Raw genomic sequence first — 16,083 nt, forward strand, 5'->3', positions numbered from 1 at the left:
GGACTGAATCGGGCTGCCGGGTCCTGTTGTCGTTGACACAACCGGCACGGCACCGATTCCCACCGACCGACGCGCAGGCACCGACCAACGCGCTGGCACCGACCGACGCGCTGGCGCCGAGCCACCCGTGGGACGGGGTGCCAGCGATGTGGCCGCCGCGGGGGTCGTCGACCGTCCGGCGTTCCGGGCCCCCGGCCCCGGGCCGCTGGGCCGCTGGGCCGCTGGGCCGCTGGGCCGCTGGGCCGCTGGGCCGCGAACGGTCGACGACATGGTGCGAGATCAGCGGACGATACGGCGAGTCCCGTCAGTCGGCACGGGCTTCACCGTTGTGAGCGCCCGCATTACCAGCGCGCGGCCTTGGCGTGGAAGGTCAGCCCGGGCCATGCCTGGACCGGCTTGGCCGAGTACACGATCCGACCCGCGCACAGATTGCGTTCGGCCAGTCCCTCGACGATCTTCGGGATGGCCGCGAGCGTTGCCGGGATGCCGTCGTGGAGCAGGACTATGCCTCCCGCCTGCACCGTGAGCGCGTTCGCCACGATGGTCTCGGTGGGAATGCCGCTCCAGTCGACCGTGTCGGCCGTCCAGATCACCTCGGTCATCCCAAGTCTCGCCGCGTCCTGTCGAGTTCGGGCATCGGTACTCCCGAACGGCGGCCGGAAGAGCGTCGGCGCACGGCCCGTCTGTTCCCGGACGACACGGCTGGTGTCACGCAACTCCGCGAACGCGGTGGCTGCGTCGAGTGCGACGAGGTTTGCATGGGTGTACGAGTGGTTGCCGATGCGGTGGCCGTCGGCAGCGATCTGACGGGTTCCGTTCGGGTCGGCAGATGCCAAGGCGCCGGTCACGAACCAGGTGGCCCTGACCCGTCCGGCATCGCGCAACGCCTTCAGATATGCGGGCGTGCTGGCCGTTGGACCGTCGTCGAACGTGAGCGCCACATAGCCCCCGGAGCAACGGTTCCCGGAGTCGGACGGTGACTGTGCCTGTGCGGCTCCCGGCGCCAACGCGAACGTCGACATCAGCGTCGCCAGGGCGGCGCCGAGCCATATCCGGGACCTGCCTCGCTTCTTCATTCCGATTGTCCTCTCGATCGACGAGTCGTCATGGAGGGGACGGTTCCGGAAAGGCTCGAACGCGGATTCACTCAGTGCGCGCCGTCTCGGGAGCGGTGCCCCGACCCCCGCTTGCCGGTCCATTTCCTGTCCCTTCCACGCGAGGCCGGATCCTCTCGCACGTCCGTGCGAACTTCGGCCGGAGCCCATTGAACGCGAGCAGGCGGTGTCATGGAGTGTTAATCCCGGATTCCGAGCAGCCTTTCGCTGCCCCGGTCGACTCGCCCGATGACCTGGGCCGCGGCGCCATCGGTCGCCTGCCCGAACCTGCACCCAACGAGGCCGCATAGAGGGGCAAATACCCGCTCGCAGGGCCGCTGACCGAGCTCGCGTGGACTGACGAAGCGGCCCTTCACTGCCATGTCACCTGTTGTGACAACAAACCCGGGCAGCGGTTCATCTCCCGGCACAACGGCGGTCACCGAAAGGCGAGGCGGGTCGCCCGTTCGGTGACGGGCCATCCGGTAGGGCGGCTCTCAGCGGTCCGTGCAGCCCCGCGACCTTAGCAACTGGAGCAAATACCCTATGGACAAACCTCTTTGACGAATCATCAGGGCTGATGATTCGGCGCCGCATACGCAGTGGGGCTCATTCCGTAGAAGTCACGGAAGGCACGGGCGAAGCTGCTGGGATCCTCGTAACCCACTCGCTGGGTCACCGAGACCACCGACGAACCCGCGCGCAGGAGCCGGGCTGCGGCATGCATACGACTTCTGGTGCGCCACTGCCCGAACGTCAATCCGGTCTCCGCGACGAATGCCCGCTCCAGGCTCCGACCGCTGGTTCGCACTTCGAGTGCCCAGTCGAGGATGCGCCGGTCATCACCCGGGTTGAACAGGAGGGCACCCGCCACCGCTGCCGCACCGGGGCTCGTCGGCAGTGGTAGATCGTCGGGAGCCAACACACGGCGTTCCAGGATCGACAACACCTGCCGCTGGATGTTCGCCGAAGGTCGGATGATCGTGCTCTGGCTCTGGTGGAGTGCAAGGAAGTAGATCTTCTCGTCATTGCGGATGGACACGACCGTGATGTCGGTGAGCACCGTCGCAATCTCGTCCACCGAGATCGAGAGCGGGAACAGTACGGAGTTCGCGCGGACCTCCAGTGCGTGCCTGGTCCCCGCGGGCAACCAGATGACCTCCCCTTCGTTGATCTCCACGGCGGTCTCGCCACACTGCACCAGGGTGCTGCCCCTGATCTGCCAGAGGGCCATGTGTTCATCGTCATGGACCCGTTCGGGGATGTCGACGCTCGGGATGTGGAGCGGGAAGTCGAGCGAGGAGAGATGCGCATGCGATCTCGTCTCCCTGCCACGCGGGGTCATCCACTCACTCCGGTTGTCATGATCTGCATCGAAGTTGTCGCTTTTCGCACTGGAGACATCACATAGGTAAGGCTAACCATAGTTGGTAGCCCGTGTCGCCCCGTTCATTCGGTCATCGCGCAGGGCTGGCACAGCGCACCACCAACCGGAAGGCCCATGCACGCCATGCACACTCCCCGCCAACGCGTCGCCCGCCTGGTCGGCGCCGTCATAGCCGGCCTGGTACTGATCACAGCATGTGGGACTTCCGGTGAGCCCGCTGCCCAAAAGACCTCGGCCGGTGCCTCCGCCTCCCTTCCCCCTGCCGAGGGCACCACGAAGTACCCGCTCACCCTGAAGACGCCGTTCGGCGACACCAAGCTCGACAAGCGCCCGAAGCGCATCGCGATCGTCACCGCCAACACCCTCGACACTGATGCGTTGATCGCCCTCGGCGGTACACCGGTGTTCGCTCCCTCGACCGTCGACCGCAACCCCTGGCTCAACGACGCCGACATCGCGGGCATCAAGACGCGCTGGGACGCGGAAGCGGGAACCGAGGTGTCCGCCGAGTCGGTGGCCGCCGCCTCCCCCGACCTCATCGTCGCCCTGGCCGCCTACGAGACCTTCGACCAGGCTCGTTTCGACAAGCTCAGCGCCATCGCTCCCGTGCTCTATGCAGCTCAGGGGGATCTGAGCTGGCAAGAGCTCACCCAGAAGCTGGGCAGCACGCTCGACCTCACGGCCGCTGCCGGGAAGGCCGTCGCAGCGGCGGAGAAGCAAGTGGCGCAGACGCGCGCCGCCCATCCCGAGTTCCAGGGCAAGACCGCGACGCACGTCATCGTGTACGACGAGAAGTACGGCCCGTACTACGCGAGCGCCCCCGGCTCCGACACCGCACTTTTGTTGCGACAGTTGGGGTTCGCACTGCCGAAGGCCGCCGCGAAGTTCACCAAGGACGGCACCATCAGCGATGAACTCGTCGGACTGATCGACGCCGATTTCCTGCTGCTCAGCACCTCCGGCAACCCCGGCTACTTCGTCGATGCCCCGCTGGTCAAGGCCGTCCCGGCAGTGGCAGACGGACGCGCGGTCATCAATCCGGAGGACAAGAAGACCTCGACCAACCACTTCGCCTGGGGGCTCAACGTCCAGAGCGTGCTGAGCGTGCCCTGGCTCATCGAGCAGCTGGCCGAGTTCGGTGTGAAGGCGATCCGTTGAACCACACCACGATGGGAGGCCGACCCGGCACGTTCGGCCTCCCGGCCCGTCCCGGAAGGGGACACAACGGCCCGGGTGGGACGGTCGTCCGCGTATGACGATCGTTCGTGAGACCGCCAGCCACACGTCCGCCGACCGCCCTGGACGGGACTTCAGCGCACCGCGTCGCCTCCTCGGTCTGGCGCTCCTGCTGTTCGTACTGACGGCGAGCGTGCTGGCGAGCTTGGCCGTCGGTGCCAACCACGTACCCCTCTCCCAGGTGTGGCAAGGGTTCTGGCACCCGGACACGTCGGAGGCATCGGTCATCGTGTGGACCCTCAGGGTCCCGCGCACGGTTGTCGGCATCGCCGTGGGCGCGGCGTTGGGGGTGGCCGGCGCGTCGATCCAGGCACTGACCCGCAATCCGCTCGCCGACCCGGGCATCCTCGGGGTGAACGCGGGCGCAGGGTTCGCCGTCACGCTCGGAGTGGGGTTCTTCGGTCTGTCGGGGATCACCGGCTACATCTGGTTCGCGTTCGCGGGGGCGGCCGTCGCGACAGTACTGGTCTACCTCATCGGCTCGGCCACGCGCGGCACGGCCTCGCCGGTGACACTCGTACTCGCCGGTGTCGCCCTGGGCGCGGTGCTCAACGGATTCAGCACCTTCCTGACCCTGATCAACCCGGAGACCTTCCGCTCGATCCGCAACTGGGGGCTGGGGTCCGTCGCCCGGACGAGCCTCGATGACACGGTCGTGGTCGCTCCGCTCCTCGTCGTCGGACTGTTGATCGCCATTGCGGTCTCCGGGTCGTTGAACTCGATCGCCCTCGGCGACGACCTCGCCGTCTCGCTCGGGACGAAGGTGCTCCGTACGAGGATCCTAGGGGTCGTCGCGGTGACCCTGCTGGCCGGTGGTGCAACGGCGCTCACCGGTGGGATCGCGTTCATCGGTCTGATGGTGCCGCACATCGTGCGCTGGTTCGTCGGACCTGACCAACGGTGGATCATCGTCTACTCCGCGCTGGCAGGCCCCGTACTGGTACTCGCGTCAGACGTGCTCGGGAGGGTGATCGCCCGCCCCGGAGAGATCGAGGTCGGAATCCTGACCGCAGTGATCGGCGCACCCGCGCTGATCGCACTCGTACGACGTCGAAAGGCGAGCGGGTTGTGAAGGGAGACATCTCGGGGCAGTCGCTCGACGGTGTCCGGTCGGCAGATGGAGTGTCGGCCGGTGTGCAGTCGACCGGTGTGCAAGGCATGAGGGCAGTCGATTTCGGCTATGCGGTCCGGAGCGTGCGCAGCCCCTGGTTCTCCGTGCGGGTGGACATCCGCCAGGCGACGGTGACCGCGGTCCTGTTCAGCACGGCGCTGGTGCTGTCAGTGGTGGCGATCCGGTTCGGCGACTACACGTTGACAATCGGCGACGTCGTCGCGGCGCTCACCGGGTCCGGCGCGGACTTCCATCGGATGATCGTGGTGCAGTGGCGCCTACCGGTGGCGGTGGCCGCGATCGTGTTCGGTGCGCTGTTGGGCATCGGCGGTGCGATCTTCCAGTCGCTCACCCGCAACCCCCTGGGCTCGCCGGACGTGATCGGTTTCGACGCGGGCTCCTACACGGCCGTGGTGCTGTCCATCCTGGTCTTCGGCAACGGCGGCTACTGGTCCGTCGCCGGTGCGGCGATCGTGGGCGGGCTGGGGACGGCTTTCCTCGTCTACGTGCTGGCCTACCGGCGCGGCGTACAGGGGTTCCGCTTGATCATCGTAGGCATCGGTGTGTCGGCGATGCTCGGTTCCATCAACGCCTATCTGATCACCCGGGCCGACCTCAGTGATGCGATGACCGTCGGGTTCTGGGGCGCTGGGTCCATCACCCGCGTGTCGTGGAGCAGCATGGTTCCCTCGCTGCTCATCGCAGCAGTGATCGTTTTGGCTGCGATGCTCCTCGCACCTTCGTTGCGGCGGCTGGAGCTCGGCGACGACGCGGCCATCACCCAGGGCACCAGCGTCCATTCGGTTCGACTGGCACTGATGGTGGTCGGAGTCGCGACGGCGGCGCTGGTGACCGCCGCGGCGGGGCCGATCGGTTTCATCGCCCTCATCGCCCCGCAACTGGCCCGGCGGTTGACCCGCTCGCCCGGGGTCACCATGCTCCCCGCAGCCGCGATGGGGGCGGTGCTTCTGGCCACGGCGCACTTCCTCGTGCTGCTCGTCGCTGAGTTCTACCGTCCGATCCCGGTGGGACTGCTCACGGTGTGCCTGGGCGGACTGTATCTGATCTGGCTGCTGATCCACGAGTCCAGGCGCCAGTACGGCCGGCCTACCCCATGAAGAGCCGAGATAGCCGAGATAGCCGAGCTAACGAGACGACCGAGACGACCGAGACATCCACGACACCCACAACACCCGTGACATCCGACGAAGAGAACGATCACATGACCCTGATGTCCGCTGAGCGACGAACCGATGATCCCGCCACCGAGCCGGCCGCCCCGTCGCGCCTCGTCGTCGACGGGGCAACGATCGGCTATGACCGGGCCGTGATCTCCGAGCGCCTCTCGGTACGGATACCGAACGGGTCGTTCACGGCGATCATCGGCCCCAACGGCTGCGGCAAGTCCACCCTGCTGCGTGCCCTCGCCCGCGTACTGACGCCGACGGCGGGGCAGGTGCTGTTGGACGGGAAGGCGATCAGCACCTACCGGTCCAAGGAGATCGCCCGCCGGATGGGGTTGCTCCCGCAGACCTCCCTGGCGCCCGACGGAATCCGGGTTGCGGACCTCGTGGCCCGCGGGCGCGCCCCGTATCAGAGTCTGTTCCACCAGTGGCGCCCCGAGGACGAGGAGGCCGTGGCGGCGGCGATGCGCGTGACGCGCGTGACCGAACTGTCCGGGCGTCTGGTGGACGAACTGTCGGGCGGTCAGCGGCAGCGGGTGTGGGTGGCGATGCTGCTGGCGCAGCAGACGCCCATCGTGCTGCTTGACGAGCCCACCACCTTCTTGGACATCGGCCACCAGTACGAGTTGATGGAGCTGTTCCGTACCTTCCACGACCAGGGCAAGACGATCGTGGCAGTGCTCCACGATCTGAACCAGGCGGCACGGTACGCCGACCACCTCGTCGTCATGCGCGACGGTGGCGTCGTCACCACCGGCAGCCCCCAGCAGGTCATCACCGCGGAACTCATCGAGGAGGTCTTCTGCTTGCGCTCCCTCGTCGTTCCCGACCCCGTGACGGGCACCCCGACCGTGGTGCCGTTGGATCCGCGAACGGCACCCGCACGGACCGATCCGACCGATACAGCAGATGCAGCAGATACAGCAGATACAGCCAGGGCATCCGACGCGCCCGAGGCACCCGCCCGGCCCAGCACGCCCAAGGCGCCCGCCGCGACGCACCGCCCGGTGTCGTCCGTCGCCGCCCTGGCGGCCGACACCCACCCGGAGAAGTGAGAGATAGCCATGGCACAGAGTCTGAGATCCATCGAGGTCTTCCCCATCACCACCCGTACGCTGGACGTCCTCCGGGTGACGGACGTGACGCCCGGAATGCGTCGGGTCACCCTGGGCGGCCCAGAACTCGCCGCTCACACCGCGGCCAACGGATTCCCCGTGGCGGCGTTCCGCTCGGACGGGTTCGACGACGAGTTCAAGCTCATCCTCAAACATCCCGACGCCGAGACCACCGTGGGACCGACGCAGGCGGACGGACTGCTGAACTGGCCGCGCGACGACCCCCACATGGTGTCCCGCACGTACACGGTCCGTCGTTGGGACCCCGTGGCCGGGGAGCTGGACGTCGACTTCGTCAGGCACGGTGTCGGTCCCGCATCGAGTTGGGCGTATCGGGTGCAGCCGGGCGAGCGGGTGCAGATAGCCGGCCCGAAGTCCTCCTCGCTCCATCCCGAGGGGGTGGACTGGACATTGGTGGCCGGCGATGAAACCGCGCTGCCGGCGATCGGCCGCTGGCTGGAGGAGTGGCCCACCGGCGCCCGTGGCCAGGTGTTCATCGAGGTCGGTCGGCCCGAGCACCGGCAGGACCTCCCCGTCCCCGACGGGGTGACCCTGACCTGGCTGAGCCGCGACGGCGCCGCACCGGGCACCACGACCCTGCTGTTCGACGCCATGCGGAAGGCCCCTTGGTGGGAGGGGACCGTACTCGCCTGGGTGGCCGGCGAATCACTCACCCTCACCCCGATCAGAAGATGGCTGAAGAATGAGAAGGGCCTGACCAGGGAGCAGATCGACGTCACCGGGTACTGGCGCCGCCAGGTCACGGTCCATGACGGGGACTCCGTGCCGTCCGACCTCGATGCGGGCGAGGGCGGGGCGAAGCGGTTCCACGAGACTGCGGAGATCATCCCCGGCTTCGCCCTCAGGGTCGCGGCGACGATCGGTCTGGCAGCCGCGTTCGACGATCGACCGCGTACCGTCGCCGAACTCGCCACGGCGACCGGTGCCGCGCCTGCGGGACTCGTCAAACTGTTGCGCTTCCTCGCCTCCGTCGACATCGCCGAACGAGTTGACGACGGCCTCTACCGGCTCACCGGACTCGGCCGGGAACTGGAGAGCGACCACATCGTCGATGCGTTCCACCTCGACGGACTGCACGCACAACGCGAACTCGGCGGCGCCCTGTCGTTGCTGTCCGCCGTGCGCACCGGACGGGGCGACCACGCCCGGTGGTTCGGCGCCGACTACGCCCAGTACATCGCGGACGACCCCGCTCTGCTCGCCGCCCGCACCGAACACGAGGCCCGGGAAGCCGTGTATGTGGCCGGTGCCGTCGCCGACGCCCCCGCGTTCGCCGGGCTGACCACGATCGCGGTCGCAGGGCCGGCGCCCGGCAGTTTCGCCGCCGCCCTCACCAAGACGCACCCCGACCTGCACACCACGATCGTCGCCGCTCCTTCGGAGATCGACGCCCTACAACGGGTGTACCCGGCGCACGAACGCATCGGCTACGAGGCGGGCAGTCTCCTCGGGGCCCGTCCCGTACCCGTCGACGCGGTACTCCTGGCCGATGTGTTGCCCACTCTCACCGATACGGACGCGGCCCATGTGCTGCGTCAGGCAGCGGCCAGTCTGAACCCCGGCGGCCGGGTGCTGGTCTTCGGTGATGTCCTCAATCCGGAGGTGGCGGATGACCACGACTACGAGGAGGATCTGATCGGCTTCGCCCTGCACGGCGGCGGCGCACGGGACCACGACGAGCACCGGGCGCTGTTCGCGGCGGCGGGTCTGCGGCCGGTGGCGCGCACCACGGTCGGATGGGGCTACACCCTTCACACGCTCGCCCCGCAGGGCTGACCCGGATGCGCGTACAGGAACCGACGGAGGACGAACGAGTGGAGGACGAGAGGCGCTGGGGTCTCTTCGAAGCCGGCTCGGCTCCCCGGGAGCCGCGGCTGCGCATCGACCCCGCCTGGTCACCGGCTCGGTTGAGCAGGGCGATCATCCGCTCCGCATGGGCTTGGGTGTTCCCAGGAGCACTGCTCCTCGTGGTATTCAACGTCGCGACCATGCTGTTGCCCGTCGTCATCGGGCAGTTCGTCGACACGGTGATCACGCCCGCAGCCGCAGGAGCGGATTTCGGTTCGATCAGCTCGGCGCTGGCAGGCTGGCTCGCCGCCCTGGTAGGGCTCTACATCGTGATCAACCTCGGCTACCGCTTCGGCGGACGGCTGGGCTGGTTCGGGGTCCAGCGGGCACAGTTCGAGCTGTCCCAGAGCGTGCTCGGGCGCATCCTCGACGAACGCGGCACGGCTGGGGCCGCACGAGCTCCGGGCGGGCTGTTGTCGCTGGCCACCGCCGATGTGCACCGGGCCTGCCTCGCCCTCTACGTCACCGTCTACCCGCCCGGCGAGATCGTCGGACTGATGGTCGCGGCCGGCATCCTGTTCTGGGTGCACCCCGCCCTGGGCATCGGGGTGGTCATCGCACTGCCCTTGGTACTGCTGCTCATGCAGCTGGCCGCCCGGCCGCTGCGCAGAAGGAGCGGTGCCGAGCAGGCCGGTCTGGCCGACGCCGCATCGGCAGCGGCCGACCTGGTGGCGGGATACCGGGTGATCCGGGGTCTGCACGCCCAGCATTCGGCAGCGGACCGCTACCGGAGCGTGAGCCGTGGGGCGTTGCGAGCCACCTTGTCGGCGCGCGCCGCGCAGGCCGGCTTCGACGGTGTGAGTACGGCCACCGCACATGTCTTCGCCGCAGTGGTGGTGCTCGCCGCCGCTGTACCGGCCTTCACCGGGCAGATCACACCGGGGCAGTTGGTCACGGTCGCCGGGGTCGCGGTCACTTTGATCGGGCCGCTCGACAGTCTGGTGGGCACCCTCGGTTCGTTCTGGGCCCTCTCGCAAGCCTCCGCCAGCCGCGTTCTCGATCTGGTTGCCCTGCCTTCGCACCCTGCCGCATCGGGGGCGGCTGTGCCCGCGGACGCCGGGGAACACGCTCTGGTGTTCGAGCAACTCGGCCTGGAGGAAGGCGTCGTACTCAACGCAGTCGTCCCCGTGGGTGGGTTCGTCGTGCTCGATCTGCCGCAGTCCGCACAGGCGACCCTGGCCGATCTGCTCACCCTGAAGGCGATGCCGTCGGCCGGACGCATCGAACACTTCGACCGGGCCGTGCACGAACACCGACCCGCCCTGCTCCGTGAGCGCGTGTTGGTCTCCCCCCGTACGCCGGGCATCCTGACCGGGACGGTGCTGGACAACGTCCGCGCCACCGGAGTCACCATGACTCCGGTCGAAACCGCACGGGCCGCGCTCGCCGTCGCGGGAATGGGCGAGGCCGAACTCCCCGACGGATACGAGACCGGGGTCGGCGACGGCGGGCGGGAGCTCTCGGGGGGACAACGCCAGCGGATCGCCCTGGCGCGTGCCGTCGCCGCCGACCCCGAGGTGTTGGTGCTGGTCGAGCCGACCACTGCGGTGGATGCCGTGACCGAGCAGCGCATCGCCACCGGGCTGCGGAAACACCGGGCCGGGCGGACCACTCTGGTCCTCACGGCCTCCGCGGCCTTCCATGCCGTGGCCGACCCGGTCGCCGTGATCCACGAGGAGACGAGGGTCGATGTCTGAACCGGTGGAGGTCCCGGGGGCCGAGGGCCGGTTGCTGCCGGTCGCATCGGGCCGGCAGGTGGCCGCGCAGCTATGGACCATGCTGCACGGCCGGCGGCGCGCCCTGACGGGTGTGCTCGTCCTGTTCCTGGCCGAGGCGGCGATGTCCCTCGTCTTCCCGCTGGTCGTCGGCCGACTGTTGGACACCGTGATCGCCGCGGACTCCTCGGGCGTACCCGGGTCGTTCTGGTGGCAGATCAGCTTGCTGATCGGTGCGGCGATCGCCACGGGAGTGCTGGCGTGGATCGCCGCGGGGGCGCTGGCCCGGTTCGCGGAGACGGTGATCGCAGAACTGCGCGAGGCGTATGTCACCGCTGCTCTGGGCCTGCCGCGTCGTGTGGTGGAGACCGCAGGGGCGGGGGATGTGGTCACCCGCGCGGCCGATGACATCGCACAGGTATCCGACGCGCTGCCGGAGGTGGTGCCCCGCCTGTGCGTGTCGGGGTTCACGATCGTGCTCGTCGCCACCGGCCTGGGCACGCTCGACCCCCGGTATCTGCTGGGATTCGCCCTGACGGTGCTGCCGTACGTCTGCACCGTGCGCTGGTACCTGCGTACGGCCCCGGAGGTGTACGCCGCCGAGCGCGCGGCGCAGTCCGGCCGCGGGCAACACATCCTGGGGACGCTCACCGAACTGCCGACCGTCACGGCCCATCGCCTTGAGGACCGCCAACTGGGGCGCATCCGGGATGCGACCTGGACGGCCGTCCGGTGGGCCATGCGGACCCGGATCGTACAGAACAGGCTGTTCGGACATCTCAATCTGACCGAGGCGATCGGGCTGGTCTCCGTTCTGGGCATCGGTGTGTGGCTCGCCCTCACCGGCGATGCGACCCCCGGCCAGGTGACCGCCGCCGCACTGCTGTTCCTGCGCACGGTCGACCCGATCTCCGCGCTGCTGTTCGTCATGGACGATGCACAGTCCGCCCTCGCCGCACTGGGGCGGATCATCGGCGTCATCCGTCGGCCCGATCCTGAAGCCGACGCGGGGCCGACAGCAGCCGTAGTGGCAGCGGCAGCGGCAAACGGACCTGCTGACGGGTCACCCGTGGCCGCCGCTCCCGTCGGTGGGGTCAACGTGGTGGAGGCGGCAGGGGTGCACTTCGCCTATCGCCCCCACAGGCCCGTCCTGTCCGGTGTCAGCTTTCACATCGCGCGCGGAGAGACCGTCGCCCTGGTCGGCGCGACGGGGTCCGGCAAGTCGACCCTCGCCTCGCTCATCGCGGGCGTCCACGGACCGGGGGCAGGCAGCATCGTCCGAGGCGTACCGAGGACGAGCATCATGACCGTGACCCAGGAGACCCATGTCTTCGCGGGCACCCTCCGCGAGAACCTGACCCTCACCGCTCGCGAGACCGACGACGAGCAGCTCCTGTGCGCACTCGCCGTGGTCGGTGCATCGTCCCTGGTGTCTTCGCTGCCCGACGGGCTGGACACCCCGGTCGGTCATGGTGGGCACCCCCTGACCGCGGCCCAGGCCCAACTCGGCGCGCTTGCCCGGTTGGTGCTTGCCGACCCCCAGTTGGTGATCTTGGACGAGGCGACCGCTGACGCCGGCACCGCGGATGCCGTCCTCTTGGACCGGGCCGCGGCTGCCGCAGTCCAGGGGCGGGCGGCACTGGTGATCGCCCACCGGCTCTCCCAGGCCGCAGCCGCGGACCGCATTCTGGTGCTCGATGCCGGACGGGTCGTGGAGAGGGGCACCCATGGAGAACTCATCGCCGCGGACGGCCCGTATGCGCGGCTATGGCGGGCGTGGAGCGCGGGGGCGACCGCCATGCCGACGCCCCTCGAAGGGACGGCGGTTCAGAGGATCTCACCGGTGCAGGATTCGTGCCCGCCACACGCGTAGCAGGTGTATCTCATGCATCCGGTGCACAGACCGATGTTCTCCAACCGGTAGGTGTCGCCGCACCTCTGACAGTTGGCCCGTTCGCGCAGCATGGCGTTCCAGCCGTCCGTGCCGCCGATGTTGTGGAACGCGGCAGCTGCGTACTCGGCCCAGGTGATGTCGTGGTCCGTCCAGTGCATCAGGTGCCAGGAGTACACGGCGAAGAACGCCTTCCCGGTCACCAGTCGATGGGCCTCACGGCCGTCGCTGATCCACGCTTCGACGAGGTTCCTGATCCGTTCCTCGAAGGGCAGCGCCCAGTCGAGGGCCATGTGGTTGCTCTTCACCGTTGCAGTATGCGGGGCCGCACACCGACGAGGCGTTGGATCTCCGCCAGGACCCGTGCGGGTCGGCGCAAACACACGGCATCTGAAGGTAGTTGACAGTCCTCAGGCCATCTTCAGTTGGGCGACGGGGTAGGGACGGGCTCCGCAGGTGATGAGGTGAGGCAGCCCGGCCGGCTCACCGTGTCAGGAGGTGCTTCCGCACATCGGCAACCACGATGTTGCCTCACTGTCGCTGACGGGTCGGGGCCTCCGGCTGAGCATGTGAGATGGCCACCGCCGCGCAACACGTCCCAGCCACAGGCTTGTGTTGCGCGGCGGTGAGCGGCAGCCGGTCTACAGGCAGCTGACGGCCTCTTCGTAGTCGAGGCGGGGCAGTCGCTCGAACCAGGGGTTCTCGCCGGGCTTGCCGATGTTGACCACGAGGAACGACTTCAGACGGCCGTCAGGGAAGAACTCCTTGTCCACCCCCTGGGCATCGAAGCCGCCGAGCGGTCCCGCGGCCAGTCCCGCCGCGCGGACGGAGAGCAGGAAGTACCCGGCCTGGAGCGCCGAGTTGAAACGGGCCTGCTCCTGGTGCAGCACCGGATCGGCTTCGAGTACGTCCTTGAGCTCGGGCATGAAGGGCAGCAAGCGCGGAATGTGCTCGCTGTACCGGGTGTCGTACGCCAACACCGCTATGACGGGGGCAGAGGTGCTCTTGGCGCGATTGCCCTCGGCCAGGTGGGGGATCAACCGCTCCTGGGCCTGCCCGGTACGGAGGAAGAGCACCCGCAAGGGGTTGGTGTTGGCGGAGGTCGGCGGCCACTTGGCCAACTCCCAGATGGCTCTGAGGGTCTCTGCGGGGACGGGCTCGTCGGTGAAGGAGTTCGCGGTGCGCGCGCCGGTGAACAGCAGACGGCGCGCTTCGGCTCCCAGGGCGAGGTGTTCCTCGTACAGGTCGGGCGTCGGTGGTGTGTTCATCGTGAGGGGTTCCTTTGCCGATGTTGTCGTTTGTCGCGGGGGTTCGCGGGTGGTCGTGGTCTGTCGTGAGGCGTCTTCGGTGAGCCGTGGTGGTTTCGGGAAGGGGTGAGCCCGGGTGGCCGAGGGCGGCCACCCGGGAACCTCGCCGAGTCGGGTCAGGAGGAGTGGCGCGGCGCGGGGTGGACGATGTGCTTGATCTCCTGGAACTCCTCAAGGGCGCGTTCGCCATTGAGACGTCCGACACCGCTCTGCTTGAAGCCGCCTTCTTCCATCTGGTCGACGATGACGGCCCAGGTGTTGGTCCATACGGTTCCGGCGTCGAGTTCACGGCCGACGCGCAGGGGGCGGTCGACATCACGGGTCCAGATGCTGGCGGCGAGCCCGAACTCGGTGGCGTTGGCACGTTCGATGGCATCGGCCTCGTCGTCGAAGACCTCGAAGGTGGCGACGGGTCCGAAGATCTCCTGCTGGACGATGGGGCGGTCCACGTCCTGGACCTCGATCAGGCTCGGCCGGACGAATGCCCCCTCGGCGAGCGGACCTTCGGTGATCCGACCGCCGCGCACCAGCACCTCGGCGTACTCGGCCGCATCGGCGACCTCCCGGTCGACCCGCTCGGCGTTCGCGCGATCGATGAGCGGACCCATCTCGCTGGTCGGGTCACTGCCGGGCCCCACCTTCACCGCTTCCAACGCGGCGGAAAGCCGGGAGCGCACTTCGTCGGCCACACCGCGTTGCACCAGAACCCGGCTGCCCGTCATGCAGAACTGCCCGGTGAAGGTGGTGATCGCCTTGGCCAGGACGGGCACGGCGGTGTCCAGGTCGGCATCGTCAAAGACGATCATCGGGGTCTTGCCACCCAACTCCAGTGACATCCCCTTCAACGAGGCAGCCGCGTCGGCCATGATGCTGCGCCCGACGTGGGTGCTGCCGGTGTAGCTGATGACATCGACGTCGGGGCTGGCGACGATCAGCCGGGCGCCTGCGCTGCCGGACTCGCTGAAGGCGTTGAACACGCCCGGGGGAAGGGATGGTGTGCCGCCGATGATCTCGAACAGCAGACTGTTGGTGAGCGCGGTCTGCCCCGGGAGCTTCAGTGCCACGGTGGCGCCGGCGGCCAGCGCCGGGGCGAAGGACCGCACGGACAGGATGACCGGTGAGTTCCACGGCGCGATGACACCGGCGACCCCGACGGGCTGGCGCAGGGTCATGGAGTACAACCCGGGCTTGACCTCCACCGCACGGCCGGACTCGGTGAGGGCGAGCGCACCGTAGTAGCGGATCTTGGAGATCGTCAGACCCACTTCGAGGGCGGCCTCGGCAGGGATCTTGCCGTTCTCGCGGGAGAGCAGGGCGATCAGCTCGTCCTGGCGAGCGGCCAGCCGGTCAGCCATCTCGAAGAGCGCCGCGGCACGCAGATCACGGTCACGGGACCAATCACCCGTCACGAAGGCACGGCGGGCCGCATCGATGGCCGCTTGGGCTGCGTCCGCGCCGCCATCCGCATAGGTACCGATCACGGCACCGGTGGCGGGATCGAGCGACTGCGCGGTCTTGGGTGAGTCGACCCACTCGCCGTCGATGAAGTTGCGCGCGTGGACCGTGTCGGTGGTGGTGGAAGACATTAGGGGTTTCTCCTCACACCTGGGCGTTCGAAGCGACGGTGACCAGGTAGTCGGTGGCGAGGTCCACAGAGCGGTTCTGTCTGGGTCTCGCATCTCCGTTGCGGCCAGTGAAACATAAATATAGTTAGTTTCGCAACGAACCATACACCACACCGAATCGCTTCGGAGCTGCGGTTTCTCCACGAGTGACCGGCAACACACCACTACACATGGCATCGCTTGACCCTTGACCGAAAGCGTGTTTACCTTCGTTGCAGAACGAACTAAATACCAACGGCACAGCACCCTCGCGCAGCCAACCGCTTCCGGGGGACTCGATCAGATCAATGAGGCTGTTGCGGATACGCGGGCGGGGGCTGTGATCAAGCCTGTTCTGCGCGTGGGTGCGTAGCGGTCTGGGCGGGTCCATCTGGCCTGAGTGGGTCTGCATGGCCTGAGTGGGTCTGCTTGGTCTGAGTGGGTCTGTGTGCGGTGTTCGGCCCTGTTGGGGCTGTTGGTTCGAGTGTTGTGGTGTCGGGAGTGCCTGGGTTTGTGGGTGCTCTGTCTTCTTCAGTCAAGAGGTGTTGGATCATGAGTGATGTGCAGAAG

The 16,083-nt window shown here is 68.1% G+C and carries 12 protein-coding genes; 7 read left to right on the forward strand and 5 right to left on the reverse strand.

Annotation, left to right across the window (positions count from 1 at the left end; translation table 11 throughout):
- Nucleotides 1–341: 341 nt before the first annotated feature.
- Both ACFXJL_RS27600 and ACFXJL_RS27605 read right to left on the reverse strand, forming a co-directional pair.
- A complete protein-coding gene (locus ACFXJL_RS27600; RefSeq protein ID WP_358878147.1) occupies nt 342–1,076 on the reverse strand; it encodes a polysaccharide deacetylase family protein in 735 nt (244 codons plus the stop codon).
- A gap of 589 nt (nt 1,077–1,665) precedes the next feature.
- Nucleotides 1,666–2,439, reverse strand: coding sequence for a helix-turn-helix domain-containing protein (locus ACFXJL_RS27605; protein ID WP_384696813.1), 774 nt, complete (start codon nt 2,437–2,439; stop codon nt 1,666–1,668).
- A 165-nt stretch (nt 2,440–2,604) separates the two neighbouring features.
- Here ACFXJL_RS27605 and ACFXJL_RS27610 point away from each other — a divergent pair, with 165 nt between their 5' ends.
- From ACFXJL_RS27610 to ACFXJL_RS27640, 7 genes are all read left to right on the forward strand, one after another.
- The gene (locus ACFXJL_RS27610; RefSeq protein ID WP_384696816.1) at nt 2,605–3,639 is read left to right on the forward strand and encodes an ABC transporter substrate-binding protein; all 1,035 of its coding nucleotides are present in this window, start codon (nt 2,605–2,607) and stop codon (nt 3,637–3,639) included.
- 94 nt (nt 3,640–3,733) lie between these two features.
- A complete protein-coding gene (locus tag ACFXJL_RS27615) occupies nt 3,734–4,789 on the forward strand; it encodes an iron chelate uptake ABC transporter family permease subunit (RefSeq protein ID WP_358878150.1) in 1,056 nt (351 codons plus the stop codon).
- An 86-nt stretch (nt 4,790–4,875) separates the two neighbouring features.
- Nucleotides 4,876–5,946: a FecCD family ABC transporter permease gene (locus ACFXJL_RS27620; protein WP_384696819.1), complete on the forward strand. Its 1,071-nt coding sequence runs from the start codon at nt 4,876–4,878 to the stop codon at nt 5,944–5,946.
- A gap of 113 nt (nt 5,947–6,059) precedes the next feature.
- Complete coding sequence (locus tag ACFXJL_RS27625; RefSeq protein WP_384696843.1) at nt 6,060–7,067, forward strand: ABC transporter ATP-binding protein; 1,008 nt, start codon at nt 6,060–6,062, stop codon at nt 7,065–7,067.
- 9 nt (nt 7,068–7,076) lie between these two features.
- Nucleotides 7,077–8,924: an SIP domain-containing protein gene (locus tag ACFXJL_RS27630; protein WP_384696822.1), complete on the forward strand. Its 1,848-nt coding sequence runs from the start codon at nt 7,077–7,079 to the stop codon at nt 8,922–8,924.
- Nucleotides 8,925–8,929: 5 nt separating this feature from the next.
- Nucleotides 8,930–10,693 carry an ABC transporter transmembrane domain-containing protein gene (locus ACFXJL_RS27635; RefSeq protein ID WP_384696825.1) on the forward strand — a complete coding sequence of 588 codons (1,764 nt, stop codon included), beginning with the start codon at nt 8,930–8,932 and terminating at the stop codon, nt 10,691–10,693.
- The gene (locus ACFXJL_RS27640; protein WP_384696829.1) at nt 10,686–12,584 is read left to right on the forward strand and encodes an ABC transporter ATP-binding protein; all 1,899 of its coding nucleotides are present in this window, start codon (nt 10,686–10,688) and stop codon (nt 12,582–12,584) included. The genes ACFXJL_RS27635 and ACFXJL_RS27640 overlap by 8 nt, the downstream gene beginning before the upstream one ends.
- Here the strand turns inward: ACFXJL_RS27640 and ACFXJL_RS27645 are convergent.
- The 3 genes from ACFXJL_RS27645 to ACFXJL_RS27655 all read right to left on the reverse strand — a co-directional run bounded on the left by ACFXJL_RS27645 (nt 12,539) and on the right by ACFXJL_RS27655 (nt 15,495).
- On the reverse strand, nt 12,539–12,910 hold the full coding sequence (locus tag ACFXJL_RS27645) for a hypothetical protein (protein WP_358878156.1): 372 nt from the start codon (nt 12,908–12,910) through the stop codon (nt 12,539–12,541). The two genes, ACFXJL_RS27640 and ACFXJL_RS27645, sit on opposite strands and share 46 nt — an antisense overlap.
- Before the next feature lie 333 nt (nt 12,911–13,243).
- The gene (locus ACFXJL_RS27650; RefSeq protein WP_384696833.1) at nt 13,244–13,870 is read right to left on the reverse strand and encodes a malonic semialdehyde reductase; all 627 of its coding nucleotides are present in this window, start codon (nt 13,868–13,870) and stop codon (nt 13,244–13,246) included.
- 155 nt (nt 13,871–14,025) lie between these two features.
- Nucleotides 14,026–15,495 carry an aldehyde dehydrogenase family protein gene (locus tag ACFXJL_RS27655; RefSeq protein WP_358878158.1) on the reverse strand — a complete coding sequence of 490 codons (1,470 nt, stop codon included), beginning with the start codon at nt 15,493–15,495 and terminating at the stop codon, nt 14,026–14,028.
- Nucleotides 15,496–16,083 lie beyond the last annotated feature (588 nt).

Origin of the sequence: Streptomyces sp. NPDC059256, assembly GCF_042753785.1 — a bacterium.
In the GTDB taxonomy this organism is placed as follows: domain Bacteria; phylum Actinomycetota; class Actinomycetes; order Streptomycetales; family Streptomycetaceae; genus Streptomyces.